Annotated in this window: 20 protein-coding genes; 9 read left to right on the top strand and 11 right to left on the bottom strand. The window is 60.5% G+C overall.

Annotated features, from left to right (window positions below; translation table 11 throughout):
• Positions 1-74: 74 nt before the first annotated feature.
• From F8N21_RS02080 to F8N21_RS02055, 6 genes are all read left to right on the top strand, one after another.
• Positions 75-1,397 carry a CynX/NimT family MFS transporter gene (locus F8N21_RS02080; RefSeq protein ID WP_150640532.1) on the top strand — a complete coding sequence of 441 codons (1,323 nt, stop codon included), beginning with the start codon at positions 75-77 and terminating at the stop codon, positions 1,395-1,397.
• A 98-nt stretch (positions 1,398-1,495) separates the two neighbouring features.
• Complete coding sequence (locus tag F8N21_RS02075; RefSeq protein WP_150640531.1) at positions 1,496-1,966, top strand: nuclear transport factor 2 family protein; 471 nt, start codon at positions 1,496-1,498, stop codon at positions 1,964-1,966.
• A 53-nt stretch (positions 1,967-2,019) separates the two neighbouring features.
• Entirely contained in the window at positions 2,020-2,349 is a 330-nt protein-coding gene (locus F8N21_RS02070; protein ID WP_150640530.1) for a GIY-YIG nuclease family protein, read from the top strand.
• Between the two features lie 81 nt (positions 2,350-2,430).
• Entirely contained in the window at positions 2,431-2,835 is a 405-nt protein-coding gene (locus F8N21_RS02065; RefSeq protein WP_150640529.1) for an MbcA/ParS/Xre antitoxin family protein, read from the top strand.
• Positions 2,835-3,512, top strand: a complete 678-nt coding sequence (locus F8N21_RS02060) for an RES family NAD+ phosphorylase (protein WP_150640528.1) — start codon at positions 2,835-2,837, stop codon at positions 3,510-3,512. Before F8N21_RS02065 ends, F8N21_RS02060 begins: the two co-directional genes overlap by 1 nt.
• Positions 3,513-3,787: 275 nt before the next feature.
• A complete protein-coding gene (locus F8N21_RS02055) occupies positions 3,788-4,726 on the top strand; it encodes a glutathione S-transferase family protein (RefSeq protein WP_150640527.1) in 939 nt (312 codons plus the stop codon).
• Between the two features lie 127 nt (positions 4,727-4,853).
• Here F8N21_RS02055 and F8N21_RS02050 read toward each other — a convergent pair whose 3' ends face one another.
• Together F8N21_RS02050 and yejK are read right to left on the bottom strand one after the other, a co-directional pair.
• Complete coding sequence (locus F8N21_RS02050; protein WP_150640526.1) at positions 4,854-5,204, bottom strand: glutaredoxin family protein; 351 nt, start codon at positions 5,202-5,204, stop codon at positions 4,854-4,856.
• The gene (gene yejK / locus F8N21_RS02045) at positions 5,204-6,208 is read right to left on the bottom strand and encodes a nucleoid-associated protein YejK (protein ID WP_150640525.1); all 1,005 of its coding nucleotides are present in this window, start codon (positions 6,206-6,208) and stop codon (positions 5,204-5,206) included. Before yejK ends, F8N21_RS02050 begins: the two co-directional genes overlap by 1 nt.
• A 395-nt stretch (positions 6,209-6,603) precedes the next feature.
• Here yejK and F8N21_RS02040 point away from each other — a divergent pair, with 395 nt between their 5' ends.
• A complete protein-coding gene (locus tag F8N21_RS02040; protein WP_150640524.1) occupies positions 6,604-6,885 on the top strand; it encodes an HU family DNA-binding protein in 282 nt (93 codons plus the stop codon).
• Between the two features lie 91 nt (positions 6,886-6,976).
• On the opposite strand, the gene rlmF is transcribed toward F8N21_RS02040, so the two are convergent.
• Both rlmF and F8N21_RS02030 read right to left on the bottom strand, forming a co-directional pair.
• On the bottom strand, positions 6,977-7,999 hold the full coding sequence (gene rlmF / locus F8N21_RS02035) for a 23S rRNA (adenine(1618)-N(6))-methyltransferase RlmF (protein ID WP_150640523.1): 1,023 nt from the start codon (positions 7,997-7,999) through the stop codon (positions 6,977-6,979).
• A gap of 312 nt (positions 8,000-8,311) precedes the next feature.
• Positions 8,312-11,158 carry a valine--tRNA ligase gene (locus F8N21_RS02030; RefSeq protein WP_150640522.1) on the bottom strand — a complete coding sequence of 949 codons (2,847 nt, stop codon included), beginning with the start codon at positions 11,156-11,158 and terminating at the stop codon, positions 8,312-8,314.
• 220 nt (positions 11,159-11,378) lie between these two features.
• On the opposite strand from F8N21_RS02030, the gene F8N21_RS02025 reads away from it, so the two are divergent.
• Together F8N21_RS02025 and tadA are read left to right on the top strand one after the other, a co-directional pair.
• Positions 11,379-12,752 carry a multicopper oxidase family protein gene (locus F8N21_RS02025; protein WP_150640521.1) on the top strand — a complete coding sequence of 458 codons (1,374 nt, stop codon included), beginning with the start codon at positions 11,379-11,381 and terminating at the stop codon, positions 12,750-12,752.
• Positions 12,752-13,249 carry a tRNA adenosine(34) deaminase TadA gene (gene tadA / locus F8N21_RS02020; protein ID WP_150640520.1) on the top strand — a complete coding sequence of 166 codons (498 nt, stop codon included), beginning with the start codon at positions 12,752-12,754 and terminating at the stop codon, positions 13,247-13,249. Before F8N21_RS02025 ends, tadA begins: the two co-directional genes overlap by 1 nt.
• A 174-nt stretch (positions 13,250-13,423) precedes the next feature.
• Here the strand turns inward: tadA and cmoB are convergent, their stop codons facing one another.
• The 7 genes from cmoB to F8N21_RS01985 all read right to left on the bottom strand — a co-directional run bounded on the left by cmoB (position 13,424) and on the right by F8N21_RS01985 (position 23,537).
• Positions 13,424-14,380 (bottom strand): tRNA 5-methoxyuridine(34)/uridine 5-oxyacetic acid(34) synthase CmoB, encoded by a 957-nt coding sequence (cmoB, locus tag F8N21_RS02015; protein WP_150640519.1) that lies wholly within the window; start codon positions 14,378-14,380, stop codon positions 13,424-13,426.
• Positions 14,377-15,120 carry a carboxy-S-adenosyl-L-methionine synthase CmoA gene (cmoA, locus tag F8N21_RS02010; RefSeq protein WP_150640518.1) on the bottom strand — a complete coding sequence of 248 codons (744 nt, stop codon included), beginning with the start codon at positions 15,118-15,120 and terminating at the stop codon, positions 14,377-14,379. Before cmoA ends, cmoB begins: the two co-directional genes overlap by 4 nt.
• A 228-nt stretch (positions 15,121-15,348) precedes the next feature.
• A complete protein-coding gene (locus F8N21_RS02005) occupies positions 15,349-15,999 on the bottom strand; it encodes a lysoplasmalogenase (protein WP_150640517.1) in 651 nt (216 codons plus the stop codon).
• 2 nt (positions 16,000-16,001) lie between these two features.
• On the bottom strand, positions 16,002-16,394 hold the full coding sequence (locus tag F8N21_RS02000; protein ID WP_150640516.1) for a protease inhibitor I42 family protein: 393 nt from the start codon (positions 16,392-16,394) through the stop codon (positions 16,002-16,004).
• A 290-nt stretch (positions 16,395-16,684) separates the two neighbouring features.
• Positions 16,685-19,102, bottom strand: coding sequence for an endopeptidase La (lon, locus tag F8N21_RS01995; protein ID WP_150640515.1), 2,418 nt, complete (start codon positions 19,100-19,102; stop codon positions 16,685-16,687).
• 522 nt (positions 19,103-19,624) lie between these two features.
• Positions 19,625-22,048 (bottom strand): glucose/quinate/shikimate family membrane-bound PQQ-dependent dehydrogenase, encoded by a 2,424-nt coding sequence (locus tag F8N21_RS01990; protein ID WP_150640514.1) that lies wholly within the window; start codon positions 22,046-22,048, stop codon positions 19,625-19,627.
• 106 nt (positions 22,049-22,154) lie between these two features.
• Positions 22,155-23,537, bottom strand: coding sequence for a carbohydrate porin (locus tag F8N21_RS01985; protein ID WP_150640513.1), 1,383 nt, complete (start codon positions 23,535-23,537; stop codon positions 22,155-22,157).
• Between the last annotated feature and the right edge of the window lie 246 nt (positions 23,538-23,783).

Below are 23,783 nucleotides of genomic sequence, written 5' to 3'. Positions count from 1 at the left end.
CTGACTAACATGTCAGGAAATTCATCCCGTGATCGGATAAAAATTTGAATCATTACCATGGCGATCGCTGATCAATGAACCTTGAAACTGGGAACGCCATGTCCGATAACGCCCCACAGGCGAGTAGTAACCGCCTGACCCACGCCAAGCGTACGGCGGAGCTCGAAGAACTCCTGATCGACGCCGAAGCCGATGACGAAGCAGTCCAGCAAAGTCATCCGCTGCTGCACCGCCCTTGGCTGTTGCTGCTGGGGTTGATTCTGGTGGCGCTGAACCTGCGTCCGGCGCTGTCGAGCATGGCGCCATTGCTCAGCGAAGTGTCGAAAAGCCTCGGGCTGTCGGCGGCGCAAGCCGGGCTGCTGACCACGTTGCCGGTGCTCTGTCTGGGGTTGTTCGCTCCGCTGGCGCCGATTCTGGCGCGACGTTTCGGTGCCGAGCGGGTGGTGTTGGGCATCCTGCTGACCCTGGCTGGCGGGATCCTGTTGCGCAGTTCGTTTGGGGAAACCGGCCTGTTTGCCGGCAGCGTCCTGGCCGGAGCCAGTATCGGGGTGATCGGTGTGTTGCTGCCGGGTATCGTCAAGCGCGATTTCGCCAGACACGCCGGGACCATGACTGGGGTCTATACCATGGCGCTGTGCCTGGGCGCGGCCATGGCGGCGGGGGCGACGGTACCGCTCAGTCAGCATTTCGCGGGCAGCTGGACCATGGGCCTGGGGTTCTGGATAGTGCCAGCACTGGTCGCGGCGGTGTTCTGGTTGCCACAAGTCGGGCACAAACAGGGTGCCCACCACGTGGCCTATCGGGTGCGCGGACTGCTGCGTGATCCGTTGGCCTGGCAAGTGACGCTGTACATGGGCCTGCAATCTTCTTTGGCCTACATCGTTTTCGGCTGGTTGCCGTCGATTCTGATCGGCCGCGGACTGACCCCGACGCAGGCGGGTCTGGTGTTGTCCGGTTCGGTGATTGTCCAGCTGGCCAGTTCGCTGGCTGCGCCATGGCTGGCAACCCGGGGCAAGGATCAGCGCCTGGCGATAGTGATCGTAATGGCATTGGTGATGGCGGGTCTGTTCGGCTGTTTATACGCACCGCTCGAAGGTCTCTGGGGTTGGGCGATTCTGCTCGGCCTGGGGCAGGGCGGGTCGTTCAGCCTGGCGCTGACCCTGATCGTGTTGCGCTCACGCGACGCCCATGTCGCGGCGAATCTCTCGGGCATGGCCCAGGGCATCGGTTACACCTTGGCATCCATGGGCCCGTTCGCGGTCGGCCTGGTCCACGACCTGACTGGCGGCTGGACGGCGCTGGGCTGGATCTTCGGGGTGGTCGGTAGCGCCGCGATCCTCGCCGGTCTCGGCGCCGGACGTTCGCTGTACGTCCAGGTCGAAAGCGAAAAGGTCTGACGCAGCGAACTATTGGTATTCCTGTCACGAATGCCGATAGTCTGCAGCGCATTTGCCAACTATCGTGCAGGTATCCTTTCGATAATCGGAGCCTGTCCATGAGTGATGCCCACAACGCATTGATCACTGAGTTCTATAAGGCTTTCCAACGGCTGGACGCCGAGGCCATGAGCGCCTGTTACACCGAGGATGTGGTGTTCAGTGATCCGGCGTTTGGCGAGTTGCGCGGCCGCGATGTCGGTGACATGTGGCGCATGCTGACCACTCGGGCCAAAGACTTCACCCTGACCTTCGACACCGTGCGCAGTGACGAGCGCACCGGCAGCGCCCATTGGGTGGCGACTTACCTGTTCAGCCAGACCGGGAACATCGTGGTCAACGATATCCAGGCGCGCTTCGTTTTCCGCGACGGCAAGATCTGCGAGCACCATGACCGCTTCGATTTGTGGCGCTGGTCGCGGCAGGCACTGGGTGCCAAAGGTCTGTTGCTGGGCTGGACGCCATTAGTGAGAAACGCCGTCCGAGCCCAGGCGTTGAAAGGGTTGAGGGCATTCCAGACCAGTCGTTAAAGGTTGGCCTCTGCTAAGATTGCCGCTGGTTTTCCGCATACCAAGATCGTCACGTGAGCAGCAGCGCCCCAACCCCACTCAATAGCGTCGAAGCCCAGAGCCCGGTCAGCAAACCCTGGTTCGTCTATCTGGTGCGCGCGGCCAATGGTTCACTCTATTGCGGGATCAGCGATGATCCGCTGCGTCGTTTCGCCACCCATCAGAGCGGCAAGGGCGCGCGCTTCTTCCTGTCCAGCCCGGCTGTAGCCTTGGTCTACACAGAAATCTGCCGCGACAAGGGTGAAGCCTTGCGGCAGGAACGCTTGATCAAAAAACTCAAGAAAAGCGCCAAGGAATGTCTGGTGGCCAGTGCCTCGGTCGGCACCCATCTTGTTTCTGATTAATACGGATGTGAATAAACATCTTGAATTTATTCGCATCCGTATTAAGCTGAAATCAGTATTCAATGAGTCGGGAGATAAAGTATGAAAACTTCAACCGCTCACCAGGTCGACCAGAATCTCGATTCGCCGCATGCCGGCAGGGTAGCCCTGACCTTTTTTTTCAATCTCGTGGAGCTTTGGGGCTGCACGACGGAGCAACAGCGAGCGTTGCTGGGAAAGGTCGGAAACACCACGTTCTACAAGTACAAGCGCCTTCCGGACGTGCGTTTGCCCCATGACACACTCGAGCGAATTTCCTATCTGATGGGGATTCACAAGGCGCTGAGTATCATCTTCAGCAACAACCGCGAACGCGTCTACAAGTGGGTAACCAGCCCCAATACGGCCGCGCCCTTCAACGGCCGGACGGCGCTCGAGTACATGCTGGGCGGGCGGGTGGTGGATATTGCCGATGTTCGCCGCTATCTCGATGGAGTCCGCGGTTAATGCAGCCACCGTTGCAAACGCCGGAGTGGGACCGCGCTTATCGAATCATCAGCAGCGCCTTTCCACCCATCAGCCTGTTCGAAGACGTCCTCGATCCGGCAGATCTGCAAACCGCTTATTTGCTGGAAGCCTTGACCAATGATCGACTCAGGGAAGAGGCAGGCGAACTCTCCCGAGTCCGGTCCGAGGACCGGATTTCAGGGCCGGGCTCAACACCGGTAATGGCAGCATTCACCCATATTGGCAAGCCCAGCCGATTCACCGATGGATCCTACGGTGTGTATTACGCCGCCAGCAGCCAGGCGGCTGCAATTGCCGAAACCCGTTTTCATCAGGCGCAATTCCTCACCGCGACCAACGAGCCTGACATCGAGTTGACCCTGCGTACCTACGTCAACCAAGTGGTAAAACCATTGCATGATCTGCGCAGTGGCTACCCGCATTTGCATGATGCAGATCCGGCGAACTACGGCCCCGCGCAGGCGTTCGCCAGAACCTTGCGTGAAGCGCAATCCTGGGGCCTGCTCTATAACAGCGTTCGACTACCCGGCCATGAGTGCGTGGCAGCCTTGCGCCCGCCCGCCATGTCTATCCCATTGCAGGGCAAGCATTTGCGGTATGTGTGGGATTCGGGCAGTCAGGAAATCTCGGTGGTGTTCGAGATCAATCAGCTTTGATTTGAAAGCGTATTTATATAAGGGATGTTCTGCCGCACTCGGGATATGACAAGTGGTGGAAGAGTGAAGTCATGCAGGCGGGTCAGGGATGATTTTTACTATATGTATAGTGGTTTTTCATGCACGGTATTGTCTAGTCTGTGATGGTGGGCCTGCCACTGGCATGTCTTTACCTTTTATCAGTCTGCCTGATAAGCAGCCATCAGGCAGATGGGTAGGCTGCTTACCTTTTGCGCGTTAAGCTGGTTGTCTCTATTCACCCGGCGGACTGCAGCATGTCAGAGTTGATTCTTCACCATTACTCCACGTCGCTTTTTGCTGAGAAGGTCCGTCTTTTGCTGGGCTTCAAGGGGCTGTCCTGGCGCTCGGTAAACATCCCGGCGGTGATGCCCAAGCCGGATCTGACGGCGTTGACCGGCGGCTATCGCAAGACTCCCGTGCTGCAGGTCGGCGCCGATATCTACTGCGATACCGCGCTGATCGCCCGTCGCCTCGAACAGGAAAAATCCTCGCCGGCACTGTTTCCGGAAGGCAAGGAGCTGGTGGTTGCGGCTTTCGCAGCCTGGGCTGATTCGGTGGTATTCCAGCATGCAGTAAGCCTGGTGTTCCAGCCGGAATCCATAGCCGTACGCTTCGCCAAAATGGCCCCCGAAGCCGTTGAGTACTTTGTCGCTGACCGTGCAGGTTTGTTCGCGGGCGGCAGTGCCACGCGGTTATCGGCAGCGCAGGCCAAGCATCAGTGGCCAACGATCATGGGCCGGCTTGAGCAGCAGCTGCAGAGAGAAGAGGGGGACTACCTGTTCGGTGAACCGTCGATTGCCGACTTCGCCCTGGCCCACAGCCTGTGGTTCCTCAAGGCGACACCGGTGACTGCGCCCTTTGTCGATACCTATCCGGCGGTCTCCTCCTGGCTGGCTCGGGTCTTGAGCTTCGGTCATGGCGCCTCGAACGAAATGAGCTCGAGCGAAGCCCTGGAGATTGCCCGTCAGGCCGAGCCGGCAGCCTTGCCCGAGGAAGTCTTCCAGGATCCGAATGGTTTCCAGGCCGGTCAGCAGGTAGTAATTGCCGCGACGGACTATGGCGTCGATCCGGTCGCCGGCGAGTTGCTGTTTGCCGGCAGCGAAGAGTTGATCCTGCGCCGTGAGGACGAGCGTGGCGGGGTGGTGCATGTGCACTTTCCGCGGTTTGGCTTTCGCATCGAAACGCTCTCGTAGGAGCTGCCGCAGGCTGCGATCTTTTGATCTTCGCGTCCGTTTGGAAAACCGCTGAACCGTTGAAAAGATCGCAGCCTGCGGCAGCTCCTACAGGGGTTTTCGTACGGCCGGTCTGGCGCGTTGGCTCCTATTTCAACGCCGCCAAGATAGCCTCAGGGCTATAACCGCGAATCAACGTGCCGTTGACATCCAGCAGGGGAATCCCCCGTCCACCCAGGGCCTCGTAGGCCTTGCGTGCTTCGGTATCCTTCTCGATGTCGAACTCGTTGTACGGGATACCTTTCTGATCGAGGAAGCGCCGGGTCAGCTTGCAGTAGCCACACCAGTCGGTGGCGTAGAGCACGACTCTGGCGGTGGCTTGGGTCTGCTCGGACACCATCGCCTGCGGGTTGAACAGGCGCTCGATCTTGCCCCAGTTCTGGTAAACCACGACCACCAGCAGGATCAGCAGGAATTTCTTCAGCATCCCGTTCAACATCAGTTGCGACGCTTGAGCTGGTCGGTCAGTTGGGTCGGCAGGCCCTTGATGATCAGCGTGCCGGCTTCTTCGTCATACTCGATCTTCGAGCCCAACAGGTGCGCTTCGAAGCTGATGGACAAACCCTCGGCGCGACCGGTGAAGCGGCGGAACTGGTTGAGGGTGCGTTTATCCGCCGGGATTTCCGGCGACAGCCCGTAGTCCTTGTTGCGGATGTGATCGTAGAAGGCTTTCGGACGCTCTTCGTCAATCAGTTCGGACAGCTCCTCCAGCCCCATTGGCTCGCCCATTTTCGCCTGGCTGCTGGCGTAATCCACCAGGGTCTTGGTCTTTTCCCGGGCGGACTCTTCCGGCAGGTCTTCGCTTTCGACGAAGTCGCTGAAGGCCTTGAGCAGCGTGCGGGTCTCGCCCGGGCCGTCGACGCCTTCCTGGCAGCCGATAAAGTCGCGGAAGTACTCCGAGACCTTCTTGCCGTTCTTGCCTTTGATAAACGAGATGTACTGCTTGGATTGCTTGTTGTTCTGCCACTCGGAGAGGTTGATGCGCGCCGCCAGGTGCAACTGGCCCAGATCGAGGTGACGCGATGGGGTCACGTCCAGTTCGGCGTTCACCGCCACGCCTTCGCTGTGGTGCAGCAGGGCGATGGCCAGGTAGTCGGTCATGCCTTGCTGGTAGTGGGCAAACAACACGTGGCCACCCACCGAGAGGTTGGACTCTTCCATCAGCTTTTGCAGGTGTTCGACCGCGATACGGCTGAATCCAGTGAAGTCCTTGCCACCGTCGAGGTATTCCTTCAGCCAGCCGCTGAAAGGGTGTGCCCCGGATTCCCCATGGAACAAGCCCCAGGCCTTGCCTTGCTTGGCGTTGTAGTTCTCGTTGAGGTCGGCAAGCATGTGCTCGATGGCCTGGGACTCTGCCAGTTCGGAGTCGCGAGCGTGGAGAACTGCAGGGGTACCGTCGGGTTTTTTGTCGATCAGGTGGACGATGCAATGACGGATCGGCATGGGCTTCTCGGCTGGTTGAATGGGGAGGGTTGAGCTCCCCGAAAAAGCGCCCAGTGTACCGCACCTGCTGGTTTTGGCGCTCTCCGAGGGGTGTTTTGCGCTGGTCTGAGCGCGGTTATGCAAAATTTTACGGTTTTAGTGTGATAAAGCTGACCAAATGGGTAGGTAGAGGCGGATATTTCCCCGTCTCTGTGCTAGTTTTGCCCGGTCTTGCGCTCAGTAATGGCGTTAAGCGTGCATTCAGCATTTGTCAGGTCGAACCAAACCCTGAATTTGTTATCTACATCCCCGATTCGTCGCGGTTTGTAATCGGGTGCCAGGTCCCGGCGACCTGGCTCGATGGCTGACTCTGCACTCTGCAATCCAAATGAATTTGATAGGGAAGGAACACCACCATGGCTATGACTAAAGACCAACTGATCGCTGATATCGCTGAAGCCATCGACGCGCCGAAAACCACCGCGCGTAACGCTCTGGACCAACTGGGCCAAATCGTTGCTGATCAATTGGAAAATGGCGGCGAAATCACTCTGCCAGGTATCGGCAAGCTGAAAGTGACCGAGCGTCCTGCCCGTACTGGCCGTAACCCATCGACTGGCGCTGCCATCGAAATCGCTGCCAAGAAAGTTATCAAGCTGGTCGTGGCTAAAGGCCTGACCGACGCTGTTAACAAGTAAGACTTGTTAAAAAAAACCGTGCTCCGGAGCGATCCGGGCACGGTTTTTTGTTGCCCGGGTTTTACTCAAGGAAAACCCGGGTGTTACCTGTTCAGTCCTTGCGAACCCAGCGTTGGCGCCAGTTCTGTTGCTCGGTTTTGGTCTGGAAGGTCCAGGCGACGAAGCGGCTCTGCTTCTGGCCCTGGGACATCTCCACCACCTGGCTCTCCAACACACCGGCCTTTTTCAGCGCGGTCTGGATCGCTGGCAGGTTCGAAGCTTTCGACACCAGAGTGCTGAACCACAGTACTTTTTGCTGAAAATGCGCACTCTCGGCGATCAGTTGCGTCACAAACCGTGCTTCGCCGCCTTCACACCACAGCTCCGCCGATTGACCGCCGAAATTCAGCACCGGCAGTTTGCGTTTCGGGTCGGCACGGCCCAGGGCGCGCCATTTGCGCTCGCTGCCACGGGTGGCTTCGTCCATGGACGCGTGGAAGGGCGGGTTGCACATGGTCAGGTCAAACCGCTCGCCGGGTTCGAGCAAGCCCAGCAGGATCTGCTTGGGGTTGGTTTGCAGGCGCAAGTTGATGGCTTTGTTCAGACCATTGGACTGGATAATGGCTTTGGCCGCGGCGATGGCCTTGGGATCGACTTCCGAACCGAGGAACTGCCAGCGATAGTCGCTATGCCCGATCAGCGGATACACGCAGTTGGCGCCCATGCCGATGTCCAGCACCTTCACCGCAGCCCCACGAGGGATCACGCCTTCATTGCCGCTGGCCAGCAGGTCGGCCAGGAAGTGAACATAGTCGGCCCGACCCGGAACCGGCGGGCACAGGTAGTCGGCCGGGATATCCCAATGGGCGATACCATAGAACGACTTGAGCAGCGCCCGGTTGAACACCCGAACCGCGTCCGGGCTGGCAAAGTCGATACTTTCCTTGCCGTACGGATTGATGATCACGAACTGCGCCAGTTCAGGCGTGGTTTTGATCAGCTGGGCGAAGTCGTAACGACCCTGGTGGCGATTGCGCGGGTGAAGGGTGGCCTTCTCGCGGGGTTCGATGGCCTTGGCGGGAGTCGCTGGCTGGGGCTTTGTGTGTGGAGCTCTGGGTGTTCTGGGGGTGGTCATGGGCGAAGTCGATTCGGGGGTGGCTCAAAGTGACGGGTATTGTCCCACATCTATCGTCGGGTGCGAGATCGCCAAGATCGCAGGCTTCGCCATCGGGTACAAATGTGATGGATCGGGTGTACGCACCCCTGTAGGAGCTGCCGCAGGCTGCGATCTTTTGATCTTTGGTTCTTGAATAAATCAACAGAGCATTGGTGCTCCGGGGAAAAGATCGCAGCCTGCGGCAGCTCCTACAAAAGGCGGGTCGTGCCAATTTTGCGGAAAAAAAGGAGGCATTATGGGCCTCCCTTTTTTCAGCAGCTCGATTTGCCGTTACAAACTGGCAATCCGCGCATGCTGCTCGGCCAGCTTGCCCAGAGCCTGTTCGGCTTCGGCCAGTTTGGCGCGTTCCTTGTCGATGACTTCGGCCGGCGCCTTGTCAACGAACGCGGCGTTGGACAGCTTGCCGCCGACCCGCTGCACTTCGCCTTGCAGACGCTGGATTTCCTTGTCCAGGCGCGCCAGTTCCGCGGCCTTGTCGATCAGGCCGGCCATTGGCACCAGCACTTCCATCTCGCCGACCAGAGCGGTAGCGGACAGCGGTGCTTCGGCGCCTGGGGCGAGAATGGTGATCGACTCGAGCTTGGCCAGTTTCTTCAGCAGCGCATCGTTCTCGGTGAGACGACGCTGATCTTCGGCACTGACGTTCTTCAGGAACAGGGTCAGGGGTTTGCCCGGGCCGATGTTCATTTCGCCACGGATGTTGCGGGTGCCGAGCATCAGGCTCTTGAGCCATTCGATGTCGTCTTCGGCTGCCGGATCGATGCGTTCTTCGTTGGCCACTGGCCAGGGTTGCAGCATGATGGTCTTGCCTTCGACACCGGCCAGCGGCGCCAGGCGCTGCCAGATTTCTTCGGTGATGAATGGCATGAACGGGTGCGCCAGGCGCAGGGCAACTTCCAGCACCCGAACCAGCGTGCGACGGGTGCCGCGCTGACGTTCCACCGGCGCGTTGTCGTCCCACAGCACAGGCTTGGAGAGTTCCAGGTACCAGTCGCAATACTGGTTCCAGATGAACTCGTACAAGGCTTGCGCGGCCAGGTCGAAACGGAACTGGTCGAGTTGGCGGGTCACTTCGGCTTCGGTGCGTTGCAGCTGCGAGATGATCCAGCGATCGGCCAGGGACAGCTCGAAGGCTTCGCCGTTCTGGCCGCAGTCTTCGCCCTTGTCCAGCACGTAGCGCGCGGCGTTCCAGATCTTGTTGCAGAAGTTGCGATAGCCTTCGACGCGGCCCATGTCGAACTTGATGTCGCGGCCGGTGGAGGCCAGCGAGCAGAAGGTGAAACGCAGGGCGTCGGTGCCGTAGCTGGCGATGCCCTCGGCGAACTCGTCGCGGGTCTGCTTCTCGATCTTCTTCGCCAGTTTAGGCTGCATCAAGCCCTGGGTGCGTTTCTGCACCAGGTCTTCCAGCTCGATACCGTCGATGATATCCAGCGGGTCCAGGACGTTGCCCTTGGACTTGGACATCTTCTGACCCTGACCATCGCGGACCAGGCCATGCACGTAGACGGTCTTGAACGGTACCTGCGGTGTGCCGTCTTCGTTCTTCACCAAATGCATGGTGAGCATGATCATCCGGGCGACCCAGAAGAAAATGATGTCGAAGCCCGTCACCAGCACGTCGGTGGAGTGGAATTTCTTCAGGAACTCGGTCTGCTCCGGCCAGCCCAGGGTGGAGAAAGTCCACAGACCTGAACTGAACCAGGTGTCGAGTACGTCGTTGTCTTGTTGCAGGGCGACGTCCGGACCAAGGTTGTTCTTGGCGCGCACTTCGGCTTCGTCGCGACCGACATAGACTTTGCCCGACTCGTCGTACCAGGCCGGAATCCGGTGACCCCACCACAGCTGACGGCTGATGCACCAATCCTGGATGTCGCGCATCCAGGAGAAGTACATGTTTTCGTACTGCTTGGGTACGAAGGCAATCCGGCCGTCTTCAACGGCGGCAATCGCCGGCTCTGCCAGAGGTTTGGTGGAGACGTACCACTGGTCGGTCAGCCACGGCTCGATGATGGTCCCGGAACGGTCGCCTTTCGGCACTTTCAGGCCATGATCATCAACGCTCACCAGCAAATCCAGAGCCTGGAGGTCGGCCACGATCTGCTTGCGCGCTTCGAAGCGGTCGAGGCCAGCGTATTTGGCCGGCAGGCTGCCATCGACTTGCTCGTTAAGCTTGCCGTCGAGGTTGAACACCTGCGCGACCGACAGTACAGCGGCGTTCTTGTCGAAAATGTTCAGCAGCGGCAGGTTGTGGCGCTTACCGACTTCATAGTCGTTGAAATCGTGGGCCGGGGTGATTTTCACGCAGCCGGTGCCGAATTCAGGGTCGCAGTAATCGTCGGCGATGATCGGGATGCGGCGGCCAACCAGGGGCAGCTCGACAAACTTGCCGATCAGCGCTTTATAGCGTTCATCTTCCGGGTTTACCGCGACGGCGGCGTCGCCGAGCATGGTTTCCGGGCGAGTGGTGGCGACGATCAGGTAATCCAGGCCGTCAGCAGTTTGGGCGCCATCGGCCAGCGGGTAGCGCAGGTTCCACAGGAAACCTTTTTCGTCGTGGTTTTCCACTTCGAGGTCGGAGATTGCCGTGTGCAGCTTGGTGTCCCAGTTGACCAGACGCTTGCCGCGGTAGATCAGGCCGTCTTCGTGCAGGCGCACAAAGGCTTCTTTAACGGCTTCGGAAAGACCGTCGTCCATAGTGAAGCGCTCGCGGCTCCAGTCCACGGACGAGCCGAGGCGGCGGATCTGCCGGCTGATGTTGCCACCGGACTGATCCTTCCATTCCCAGACTTTTTCGAGGAATTTCTCGCGGCCCAGGTCATGACGGCTCTGGCCCTGGGCTTCGAGCTGACGCTCTACCAGCATTTGCGTGGCGATACCGGCGTGATCGGTGCCCGGCTGCCACAGGGTGTTGCGACCCTGCATGCGGCGGAAACGGATCAGTGCGTCCATGATCGCGTTGTTGAAGCCATGGCCCATGTGCAGGCTGCCAGTGACGTTCGGCGGCGGAATCATGATGGTGTAGGAATCGCCCGCGCCTTGCGGAGCGAAATAGTTCTCGGACTCCCAGGTGTTGTACCAGGAAGTTTCAATGGCGTGCGGCTGGTAGGTCTTATCCATGCGCGGCGGGACCCTATTGGCATTTATTCAGGAAAAGCCGGCAAGTATAGCGGGGATGTTCCGCCGGGCGTAGCCTGAGGTGATGATGGGAGCGATGAAATTGTGACCGCTGCCCCTGCGTCCGGTCGCCGCGCCGCCCTTACTGTTTCTCAACTGCGGGTGTATCGTATTCGCCTTTTGCGGGCTCAGGCCTGCTGCGATACGTGAGGTAGTTGAGTCCATGTCCTTTACCCGTCGACAAATACTCGGTGGTCTGGCCGGTCTTGTGGTGGTTGGCGTCGGGGCTGGCGGTGCGTCGCGCTACTGGCTGGGGAAGATGGCCGACGCCGACGCGGGCCATGATTACCAACTGATCGCCGCGCCGCTGGACGTTGAACTGGTCCCCGGGCACAAGACCGAGGCCTGGGCCTTCGGAACTTCGGCGCCCGGCACCGAGCTGCGAGTGCGTCAGGGCGAGTGGCTGCGGGTGCGTTTCATTAATCATCTGCCGGTGGCGACCACCATTCACTGGCACGGCATCCGCCTGCCGCTGGAGATGGACGGCGTTCCCTACGTCTCGCAGCTGCCGGTGTTGCCCGGCGAGTATTTCGACTACAAGTTCCGCGTGCCGGACGCCGGCAGCTACTGGTATCACCCTCACGTGAACAGCAGCGAAGAACTGGGTCGCGGGCTGGTCGGACCGCTGATCATCGAAGAGCGCGAGCCCACCGGCTTCAAATACGAGCGCACCCTGAGCCTCAAGAGCTGGCACGTCGATGAACAAGGCGCTTACTTGCCCTTCAGTATTCCCCGTGAAGCCGCTCGCGGTGGTACGGCCGGACGCCTGGCGACCATCAACGGCGTAGCGCAGGCGGTGATCGACCTGCCGGCCGGGCAGATCACCCGGGTACGTTTGCTTAACCTGGACAACACGCTGACCTACCGCCTGAACATCCCCGGCGTCGACGCGCAGATCTACGCGCTGGATGGCAATCCCATCGAACCGCGGCCGTTGGGCAAGGAATACTGGCTGGGCCCTGGCATGCGGATCTGCCTGGCGATCAAGGCGCCGCCGGTCGGTGAGGAGCTGTCGCTGCGCAATGGCCCGGTGCGCCTGGGCACTTTCCGTTCGGTGGCCCACAACGATGCCCCGACCGAGTGGCCACCCGCGCTACCGGCCAATCCAGTCTCCGAACCGGACATCGCCAATGCCGAGAAGCTCAACTTCAACTTCGAGTGGGTTGGCTCGGTCTCGGTGAACGTGGAAAATAGACCACCGAGCCTGTGGCAGATCAACGGCAAGGCCTGGGACATCACCGACAAGGCTTGCGCCGACCGGCCGATCGCCACGCTCAAGAAGGGCAACAGCTACATTTTCGAATTGAAGAACATGACTCAGTATCAACACCCGATCCACTTGCATGGCATGAGCTTCAAGGTCATCGCTTCGAACCGCAAGAAGATCACTCCATACTTCACCGACACCTACCTGCTGGGCAAGAACGAGCGCGCCCGGGTGGCGCTGGTGGCGGATAATCCTGGGGTATGGATGTTCCACTGCCATGTGATCGACCATATGGAAACCGGCCTGATGGCCGCGATCGAGGTCTCCTGATGCGGCAGATGCGGCCAGCGCAAATCATCGATCGCAGTCGCGACCAGGACTTCATGCGCGAAGCCCTGGTCCTCGCCGCCCAAGGCGCCACGCTGGGCGAAGTGCCGGTAGGCGCGGTATTGGTCCAGGACGGTGAAATCATCGGTCGCGGCTTCAACTGCCCGATCAGCGGCAGCGACCCCAGCGCCCATGCCGAGATGGTGGCGATTCGCGCCGCGGCGCAAGCAGCGAGCAACTATCGCCTGCCGGGCAGCACGCTCTACGTCACCCTGGAGCCGTGCAGCATGTGCGCCGGGTTGATCGTGCATTCGCGGATTGCGCGGGTGGTGTATGGGGCACTGGAGCCCAAGGCCGGGATCGTGCAAAGCCAGGGGCAATTTTTCAGCCAGGGTTTCCTGAACCATCGGGTGCTGTTCGAGGGTGGGGTTCTGGCTGAAGAGTGTGGTGCGGTGTTGAGCGAGTTTTTCAAGGCGCGGCGGGCCAGGCCTGCAGAGTGAATGCAAAACCAATGTGGAATGCGATCTACTGTGGGAGCGTGGCTTGCCCGCGATCGGCTGCGCAGCAGTCGTAAAACCATCCAGCGCGGCGTCCCTGACAAAACACCGTTGCAGGTTTTGGGAGTGCTTCGCACTCCAGCGGGGGCAAGCCCCCTCGCCACAGGGGGACTGCGTTTACTTGCGAGCCACGATGACGGCGCGCATCGGCGCCGGCAGACCTTCAATGGTCTTGCTGTGGTCATCCGGATCAAGGTAATCACTCAGCGACTGAAACTTCATCCACTCAGTGGCACGTTGTTCCTCGACACTGGTCACGCTGATATCCACGCAGCGCACATCGCTGAACCCGGCACGCCGTAGCCACAACTCCAGGGCCGGTACCGACGGCAGGAACCAGACGTTGCGCATCTGCGCGTAGCGGTCTTCGGGGACCAGCACCTGATGCTTGTCACCTTCCACTACCAGGGTTTCCAGTACCAGTTCGCCGCCCTTGACCAGGCAGTCCTTGAGCGCCAGCAAATGCTCGATCGGCGAGCGCCGGTGGTAGAACACACCCATGGAAAACACCGTGTCGAAGCCTTCCAGGTTCGCTGGCAAGTCCTCGAAGGGAAACGGCAGATGCCAGGCCGACGGCTCTGACAGATAACGTTGCACCGCCTGGAACTGACAGAAGAACAGCCAGTTCGGGTCGACCCCGATCACACTGTCGGCACCGGCGCCGAGCATGCGCCACATGTAGTAGCCGTTGCCGCAGCCGACATCGAGGATGCGTTTGCCTTTGAGGTCCAGGTGCGGGGCGACCCGTTCCCATTTCCAGTCCGAGCGCCATTCGGTGTCGACATGCACGCCGAACAGATCGAAGGGTCCCTTGCGCCACGGGGACAGTCCCATCAGGGCGCTGCGCATCTGTGCGCGGGTTTCCTGGTCGCAGTCGGTGTCGAGCTTGAGGCCGTTGAGCAGATCGATCTCGCTCGGCTGGATCCTGGGCAAGGCATCCAGCGCGCTTTGCCAGCGCTCCAGATCGCCGTGACCTTTTTCCATCTTTAAATCGAGTTGCGCTTGCAGGGTGTTGGCCCATTCGGCCAGCGGGGTGCCCGCCAGACGGCGGGCGAGAGGGGACAGATCAATCATGGCAAGGCAATCAACGAGGCAAAGTTAAGACACTGGAACCACGGCACGACTTTCGAGAACCCGGCCGCCAGCAGGCGTTCGCGGTGTTCTTCCAGGCTGTCGGGTTTCATCACGTTTTCGATGGCGCTGCGCTTCTGGGCAATTTCCAGTTCGCTGTAGCCGTTGGCGCGTTTGAAGGCGATATGCAGGTCGGTGAGCAGCGCTTGCTCTTCAAGGTCATTGAAGCGCAATTTCTCCGAGAGAATCAGTGCGCCGCCTGGCAACAAGGACTGGCGAATGCGGCCGAGCAGCGCCAGGCGCTGGTCCGGGGCGATGAATTGCAGGGTGAAATTCAGCGCCACCACCGAGGCCGGCTGGAACTGCAGCGCGAGGATATCGCCCTCGATCACTTCCACTGGCAGCAACTCCTGGAACATCGAGTCCTGGCCGTTGAGGTATTCGCGGCAACGTTCGACCATTGCCGCCGAGTTATCCACCGCGATCACCCGGCAGCCGTCGGTGCGTACATGACGGCGCAAGGCCTGGGTCACGGCACCGAGGGACGAACCCAGGTCGTAGAGCACGCTGTTGGGCTGGGCGAACTGCGCCGCCAGCACCCCGAGGTTCTCGACAATGGTCGGATAACCCGGGACCGAACGCTTGATCATGTCCGGGAACACCCGCACCACGTCCTCATTGAAGGCGAAGTCCGGCACCTGAGGCAGGGGTTGGGCGAAAAGGCGATCGGGGTCTTTGCTCACGGCGGTTCCAGCGGCGTAGGTGGAAAAGGCCGGCATTTTAGCCAACTTGGCGGGGGGATGCGCGGATTGTCTGATAAAGCGCTGCGGGGAACATGATCCTTTGTAGCAGCTGCCGAAGGCTGCGTTCGGCTGCGCAGCAGTCGTAAAACCTATGCACGCGGTTCGTCAGATGAATCGTGGTGTCCGAATTACGACTGCTGCGCAGCCGAACGCAGGCTTCGCCAGCTGCTACGGATTGCGCCGTTCGCCGTTCTGTTGGCTGAACGCCGACGCGGTAATCCCCCATTGTCCCAGCCAGTAACTGAGGATGATCAGGTACGGTGCGGCCTCAAAGGGCCTTACAAAGCGGCTGATGCCAATCACGCTGTCGGAGAATACAAACGCCACGGCACCGCCCGCCGCGAGCAGCGCCGAGCGCCTGGGGACGTCGCCGCCCAGGCGTGCCAGCGCGCGCCAGAGCATGGCACTGATGGCCAGGCCGTAGACAATCACCGGAATCAGCAACGGGCCAAGGTCATGGGCAATCAATACGCCCAGCAACAGCGCGCCGACTCCCAGCGCCAACACCAGCGGCAATAGCGCCAGTCGCCGACAGTCGCTCAAATAGGCCTTCAGATAGGCCAGGTGGGCGATTAGAAACGCGCCGAGGCCGAACACGAACAAATCGCTCGGCCAGGCCAGCAACACATCGCCCACCAGCGAAAAAATCAGGCCGAGGCTGATCCAGCGCCGATATTCACTGGGCGGCGCATCGTGCAACCAGCCAAGCAACGCCAGCACCGGCATCGGTTTGACCACCAGGCACAGCAAGCTGGCATGAACACTCAGCCCATAGATGAACGTCACCGCGCCCATCAGCGCCAGGATCAGCCAGCCCACAATCAGTTAACCGCAATCGCGCAATCAAAGGTTTCCACCGGTGCGACTTCCGGCGCCCATGGCTGTTGATAAGTCAGGCGCAACCGCCCGCTGCCCGCTGCCGAGGCCTGAAAACGCCAGGTCGACTGCCCGGCGCTGCCCACCAGCCCGGCGTCTTTGGGGTTGCTGTAGACCTCGGGGCTGAGGCGGTGGAGCACCCCCCCGGCCGAATCCTGAATCGCCCAGCGGTAACCCGTGGTCGGATTGCTCGGCAGGGTCAGGATCAGGTTCTGCCCGGTCTTCAACTGCACCGGGCATTCGCTTTGTTTTTCCACCGTGACGTTCTGCCTGGATTGGCTGGCGCAGGCGGCAAGCAGGGCGAGGCTGAGAGGGAGAAGCAGGCGAGTGGGGGACATGGGTCAGGAAGCTCCGGTCATTCACGACGAACGGCGAGCATAACTGAAGATGAGACAAAGTGTGACAGGGGGCGGCGGCATCGAACCAGTCAGTCAAGGCGGTACGCGAACCGTAGCAGCTGGCGAAGCCTGCGTTCGGCTGCGCAGCAGTCGTAAAATCAAGCGCCGCGGTATTCCAGACATACCGTGGAAGCAGGATTTACGACTGCTGCGCAGTCGAACGCAGGCTTCGCCAGCTGCTACGGGGGATGTGCGGCCGCGATAGCGATCTTTCAGGCGCTACAGATCTATCAGAACAACACCTTCGCCACATCCGCAAAACGCTTGGCGAAGTGCACGGTAATCCCCTCCTTCAGATATTCCGGCAGCTCTTCGAAGTTGCCCCGGTTCGGCTCTGGCAGAATCAACTCGTGAATCTTCTGCCGCCGCGCCGCAATCACCTTCTCGCGCACGCCGCCAATGGGCAGCACATGCCCGGTCAGCGTCAATTCACCGGTCATGGCCACGCCTTTCTTCGGTGGCTGGTTCCGGGCCAGGGACAGCAAGGCACTGGCCATGGTCACGCCGGCGCTCGGGCCGTCTTTCGGTGTGGCGCCTTCCGGAACGTGGAGGTGGACGAAGGCTTCGTCGAAGAACTTCGGATCACCGCCAAACGACTTCAGATTGGAGCTGACGTAGCTGTAGGCGATCTCGGCGGATTCCTTCATCACGTCACCCAATTGCCCGGTGAGTTTAAAGCCGCGATTGAGCGTGTGAATCCGCGTTGCTTCGATCGGCAGGGTGGCGCCGCCCATGCTGGTCCAGGCCAGCCCGGTGATCACCCCGGTGCCCGACAGCACTTGTTCATTGCGGAACACCGGCATGCCGAGGGAGGCTTCCAGCTCTTTGTTGCCGATCTTGATCACCGCGTTCGGTTCGTCGATCAGCTTCATCACTGATTTGCGCACCAGTTTGCCCAACTGTTTTTCCAGCTGGCGCACCCCGGCCTCGCGGGCATAGCCATCGATCACCGCGCGCAGGGCACCGTCGGTGATGGACAGGCTGCCTTTGGACACGCCGGCCTTTGCCAGCTGTTTGGGCCACAAGTGACGCTTGGCGATGGCCATTTTTTCTTCAGTAATATAGCCCGACAGGCGAATCACTTCCATCCGGTCCAGCAGCGGGCCGGGGATCGAGTCCAAGGTGTTGGCGGTGCAGACGAACAGCACCTTCGACAGGTCCAGGCGCAGGTCCAGGTAATGATCGAGAAATTCGACGTTCTGTTCCGGATCGAGGGTTTCCAGCAGCGCCGAGGCCGGGTCGCCCTGATAGCTCTGGCCCATCTTGTCGATCTCGTCGAGCATGATCACCGGGTTCATCACTTCGACTTCTTTAAGGGCCTGCACCAGCTTGCCCGGTTGGGCGCCGATGTAGGTCCGGCGGTGGCCCTTGATCTCTGCTTCATCGCGCATGCCGCCGACGCTGAAGCGATAGAACGGCCGCCCGAGGGATTCGGCGATGGATTTACCGACACTGGTCTTGCCCACGCCTGGCGGGCCTACCAGCAGCACAATGGAACCGCTGATTTCGCCTTTATAGGCGCCCACCGCGAGGAATTCGAGAATCCGGGTCTTGATGTCGCCGAGCCCGGCGTGGTGTTGGTCGAGCACTTTACGCGCGTGTTTGAGGTCGAGTTTGTCCTCGCCATACACGCCCCACGGCACTGCCGTCGCCCATTCCAGATAATTGCGGGTCACCGCGTATTCCGGCGAGCCGGTTTCGAGGATCGACAGTTTGTTCATTTCCTCTTCGACGCGTTTTTGCGCCTGCGGTGGCAGGACTTTGCCCTCCAGCCGCTGTTGGAACTGCTCGATGTCGGCGCTGCGGTCGTCCTTGGTCAGACCCAGCTCTTGCTGGATGACCTTGAGCTGTTCCTTGAGGAAGAACTCGCGCTGATGCTCGCCGATCTTGCGGTTCACTTCGGCGGAGATTTCTTTCTGCAAACGCGCGACTTCGACTTCCTTGCGTAGCATCGGCAGGACTTTTTCCATGCGCTTGAGCATCGGCACGCAGTCGAGCACTTCCTGCAGCTCATTTCCGGTGGCCGAAGTGAGGGCTGCGGCGAAGTCGGTCAGCGGTGACGGGTCGTTGGGGCTGAAGCGGTTGAGGTAATTCTTCAGCTCTTCGCTGTACAGCGGGTTGAGCGGCAGCAGCTCCTTGATCGCATTGATCAGCGCCATGCCGTAGGCCTTGACCTCGTCGGTCGGCTCGCTCGGCTGGTGCGGGTATTCGACTTCCACCAGATACGGTGGACGATGGTGCTTGAGCCAGGTGCGAATACGTACGCGGGTCAGGCCCTGGGCGACGAATTGCAGTTTGCCGTTTTCGCGGCTGGCGTGATGGACCTTCACCAGCGTGCCGTAAAGCGGCAGGCTCGAGGTGTCGAAATGCCGTGGATCTTCCTGGGGCGTGTCCATGTAGAACAGCGCCAGAGTGTGATGATCGGACTTGCTGACCAGTTCCAGGGTTTCGGCCCACGGCTCTTCATTGACGATCACCGGCAGCACTTGCGCCGGGAAGAACGGCCGATTGTGGATCGGGATGATGTAAACCTTGTCCGGAAGATTCTGCCCGGGCAAGGCCAGGCCAGTGCCCGTGGTGTGGTGTTCGGCGTTTTCCGGGTCGGCGTATTCGCTGGGGTCTTCCGGGAATTCTTGCTGGTCGCTCATGGGGCACCTGCGCATTGGGTATGGTGGTTAGATGGGGCAGGTGGGTGGTGGTTTCAATGGTGGGAGGTTGTTAATGGGTATTTCATGGCAGGCATTCAGGGTGCAGACAGGTTTGCCGGTTGGTCGGGAATCTCCATAGCCTGGCAGTACGCCATCGCGGGCAAGCCCGGCTCCCACAGGGGGAATGCGATCCAAATGTGGGAGCGTGGCTTGCCCGCGATATAGGCGCTTGCAAGGCCACCGATCAACCTTCCGGTGAACGCAGAACCCTGTGGCGAGGGGGCTTGCCCCCGCTGGGTCGCGTAGCGGCCCCAAAGCCAGCCAGCCGCGGTGTTCCTGATAAAACACAGTTGCAGGTTTTGGGAGTGCTTCGCACTTCAGCGGGGGCAAGCCTCCTCGCCACAGGTGCGATGTTGGCCTTGAATATCGGGTCTGACTTACAGCAAGAGCCTGACCCTGACGACACCCACAAAAAAGGCGACCCCCTCTCGGAAGTCGCCTTTCTCCTTACTGCGCTGACCCTTAATCCGGCAGTTTGAACGCCAGGACGTAGTCGCCCTGTTTGGTGCCCAGCCCGCCGTGGCCGCCGGCGACGACCAGCACGTACTGCTTGCCGTCTTTACCGGTGTAGGTCATCGGTGTGGTTTGACCGCCTGCTGGCAGACGAGCTTCCCACAGCTGCTTGCCGTTTTTCACGTCGTAGGCGCGCAGGTACTGGTCGAGGGTGCCGCTGAGGAAGGCTATGCCACTGGCGGTGGTGAAGGTCCCGCCCAGGCTTGGTACGCCCATGCTCAGAGGGATCGGAGCCGGTGCGCTGTCACGCACGGTGCCGTTCTTGTGTTTCCAGATCAGTTTATTGGTGGTCAGGTCGATCGCCGACACGTAACCCCAGGCCGGTGCCTGGCATGGCAGGCCCATGGGCGAGAGCATGGGTTCGAGGATCACGCCGTAGGGCGCGCCCTTGTTCGGCTGCACGCCTTCGGTTTCGCTTTTGCGGCCCGGGCTGCCAGCCACTTCAGCGGCAGGCACCAGTTTCGATTTGAAGGCCATGTAGCTCGGGTTGAGGAAGGCGATCTGGCGCACCGGATCGATCGAGATACCGCCCCAGTCGAACACCCCGAAGTTGCCGGGATAGACGATCGAACCCTGCAGCGAGGGCGGGGTGTAGATGCCGTCGTAGCGCAGTGATTTGAAGTCGATCCGGCAGAGCATCTGATCGAACGGGGTGACGCCCCACATGTCGTGCTCTTCGAGCACCGGCGGCATCATGTGCAGTTCCGACATGGGTTGGGTCGGCGAAGTGTGGTCGCCTTCAACCGCGCCCTGAGGAACCGGCACTTCGTGGATCGGCACGATTGGCTGGCCGGTGCTGCGGTCGAGCACGTAGATGCTGCCTTGCTTGGTCGAGGCCAGCAGCGCCGGTTTCACCCCGTCAGCGGTTTTCAGGTCCATCAGGGTCGGTTGACCGCCGACGTCCATGTCCCACAGGTCGTGATGGGTAAACTGGAAGGTCCAGCGCACGCGGCCGGTGTCGATGTCCAGCGCGGTGACACCGGCACTGTACTCTTCCGACTCGGGGGTGCGATCGCCGCCCCACTGGTCCGGCGTCTGGTTGCCCATCGGCAGGTAAAGCATGCCGAGTTTTTCGTCGACGCTGAAGATCGACCACATGTTCGGCGAGTTGCGGGTGTAGACCTGGCCTTCGGCAATCGGCGTGGTCTCATCCGGATTGCCGCTGTCCCAGTTCCACACCAGGCGACCGGTGTGCACGTCGAAGGCGCGGATCACGCCGCTGGGTTCGTCGATGGAGACGTTGTCGGTGACGTGACCGCCGATAATCACCAGATTGCGCGTTACCGCAGCTGGCGAGGTGGAGTAGTAACCACCGGCGGTGAAGCTGCCGATGTTGCTGCGCAGGTCGACCTGACCCTTGTCGCCGAAGTCTTCGCACATTTTGCCGGTGTCGGCGTCGAGGGCGATCAGACGGGTGTCGGCGGTCGGCAGGAAGATCCGCCGCGGGCAGACGTTGCTCGCCGGCGCTGCAGTGGCTGTGGCGTCCGGGGTGGCCGGGCTTTGCTCGGTGGCCGCGTAGGCCGCGTCATCGTGGTACGACACGCCACGACACGTCATGTGTGCCCAACCCTTGAAGTTCGCCGCATTTTGCGTGCTGAGCTTCGGATCGAAACGCCAGATTTCCTTGCCGGTATCCGGGTCCAGGGCAATCACCTGGCTGTGAGGCGTGCAGACATAGAGCATGCCGTTGGCTTTGAGCGGGGTGTTTTCCGCTGTGGTCTCACCCGGGTCGTTCGGCCCTGGCAGGTCACCGGTGCGATAAGTCCAGGCCGGTACCAGTTTGCTGACGTTCTCTGGAGTGATCTGCGCCAGTGGCGAGTAACGGTCGCCATGGGCCGAACGGCCGTAGGAATTCCAGTCACCGTCGGGCATGGCCGGGGCGGTGTTGGTCATGCCGGGAACCGCGTCGCGATCCAGCCGGCCCTTGATTTCACCGGGGTTGGTGAACAGGCTGGCCAGCGCGGTAACACCGGCAATGACCACGGCCGCGCTCAGCGCCTGGCTGCCCAGGGTTGAGACCTGACCGCGCAACAACGGACGGCGGAACCACGGCAACAGCAGGACGATGCCCAAGGCAAACAACATTGCCAGACGCGGCACCAGCTGCCACCAGTCCAGGCCGACTTCCCACAGTGCCCATACCGTACTGGCGAACAGCACCAGGGCGTACAGGCTCAGTGCCGCTCGGCGCGCCGCGAGCAGCAACAGCCCGGTGAGCACCAGACCGATACCGGCCAACAGGTAATACAGCGAGCCGCCGAGCATGCTCAGCTTGATCCCGCCGGCCAGCAAGGCCAGGCCCATTAGCAGAAGCAGGATACCGAGCAGGCTCGGCAACAGACGGCTTCGACTCAAAGCACCATCAGTGCTCATAGTGTGATTCTCCGTGACGTTAAGAGTATTCCCGCGCAAGTTCACTGTAGATGACGATCAGGCACGGGCTTGGTTCAGCTAAAACGGGTTGGTTCAGATAAGGCTGTCAGAACGAGCTTTGCACCTTGATTCCGCCGATCAGCGCGTCATCGACCCGGTCGACCCCACCGGGGTGGCGGATGTACTGCAGGTTCGGGCGCACGGTCAGCCAATCGGTCAGGTGCACGCCGTAATAGAGCTCGGCGCTGTACTCGGTGTCTTGCGGCGGCAGGAAGGCCGGGTCGTCGAAATCGTTGACGACGCGGGCCTGATTGCTGGCCTCGGCGTTCTTGCGATAGGCCGGATTGACATGGACCCGGGCCATGGCGAAGCCGATATCGTCTTTGGCCCGTGCATCGAACAGGCCCTTGTAGACGACGCCGCCCTGGACGTAGTTGTCGATCGCGTTGGTTTTCTTGTCGTGCAGCGTGGCATTGGCGAACACACTCAAGCCCCGGGAGTGGTCGCTGGCACGGCTGGTGAGTTGCTGCTGCAGCCCCAGCCAGATGCCGTGCTTGCTCGAACTGCTGCGATAGGCCTCGCCGCTCAAGGCGGCGGGCTGGCCGTTGCGGTCTTTATAAACGTCAGTGGCATTGGCAGTGCTGTAGTAGTAACCGGCGCGGTATTCGCCGGGCAGGCTATTGAGCTTCGGAGTCCAGACCAGCTCTACCGGCAGGATCGCGCCCTGGGTGCCGCTGCCGCTGAGCTTGAAGCCGTTGTCGCGATCAAGGTTCGACGGGTTTTGCTCATAAACGCCGACCTGCGCGTAGAGCTCCGGCGTCAGGTGGTATTTGACCCGCAGCGCCCATTGGCTGACCGGCCAGTTGTACCAGATGTCGCCGACCCAGTTGCCGACTTGCGAACCGCAGAACGCCAGGTTCTGGAAGTCGCAGGGGAAGCTGTTGAAGTCCTCGCCTTCACCGAAACGGCCGACCTTAATGTCGAGTTTCCGGTCGAGGAATTTCTGCTGATACCACATCTGCGTCAGCCGCCAGGTCTGGCCGCGACCCCAGACTTCCTGAGCCGAGGTGAAGCCGCCGACCCGAGGGTCGTTGATCCGGTCATTGCTGATGTTGTTGCCGTTGCGCTCGGTGATGGTCAGCTGGAACTCGGCGTCGTCCCAGCCGAGGATCTTCTGCAGGTCCAGATGGGTGCCGAGGCCGAACTGGTCGCTGTAACGAGCAGTACGGTCATGGTCGTAACCGCCATGCAGGTTGGAGCCCATCTCGCCGGTGTAGTCGAGTTTAAAGTCGTAGCCTTTTTCCGCGAGTTCCGTGCGAGTCCCGTTCCAGTCACCAAGCATCCAGGGGGAGTCGCTGTCGAATGCCGGGGCCGCCTGGGTGCGGGTGGCGAGACCGAAAGCGGCGAGGCCGCCGAGCAGGATCAGGGTTTTTTGGCCGGCAAAAGTCTTTAGGACAGCGCTGTCTTTGGGTTTCTGGAGGTCGGGCATGGGAGGCGGGTTGAGATCTTTTTCTGGGAATGGGTAGAAATAGAAGCTGTTCGCCCTCGATTCGAGAACGGCATGCTGCTGATTTAAAAAAGGAGGGTGAAGCGGTTCAGCTTTAAGGAGTGCAAGGATAAAGCTCTGCCGGCGCGAGAGAAAGCGCTTTTATTGACATGGATCATTTTGAATTTGGTAATAGTCGGGTGGGGCACGATTATTTTGAAACGTGCACCTACCCTGTGGCGAGGGGGC

The sequence above is a fragment of the Pseudomonas fluorescens genome (genome assembly GCF_902497895.1).
Taxonomy (GTDB): domain Bacteria; phylum Pseudomonadota; class Gammaproteobacteria; order Pseudomonadales; family Pseudomonadaceae; genus Aquipseudomonas; species Aquipseudomonas fluorescens_BP.
The sequence above is the reverse complement of the archived record's forward strand: the minus strand, read 5'-3'. Positions and strand labels throughout refer to the sequence as shown.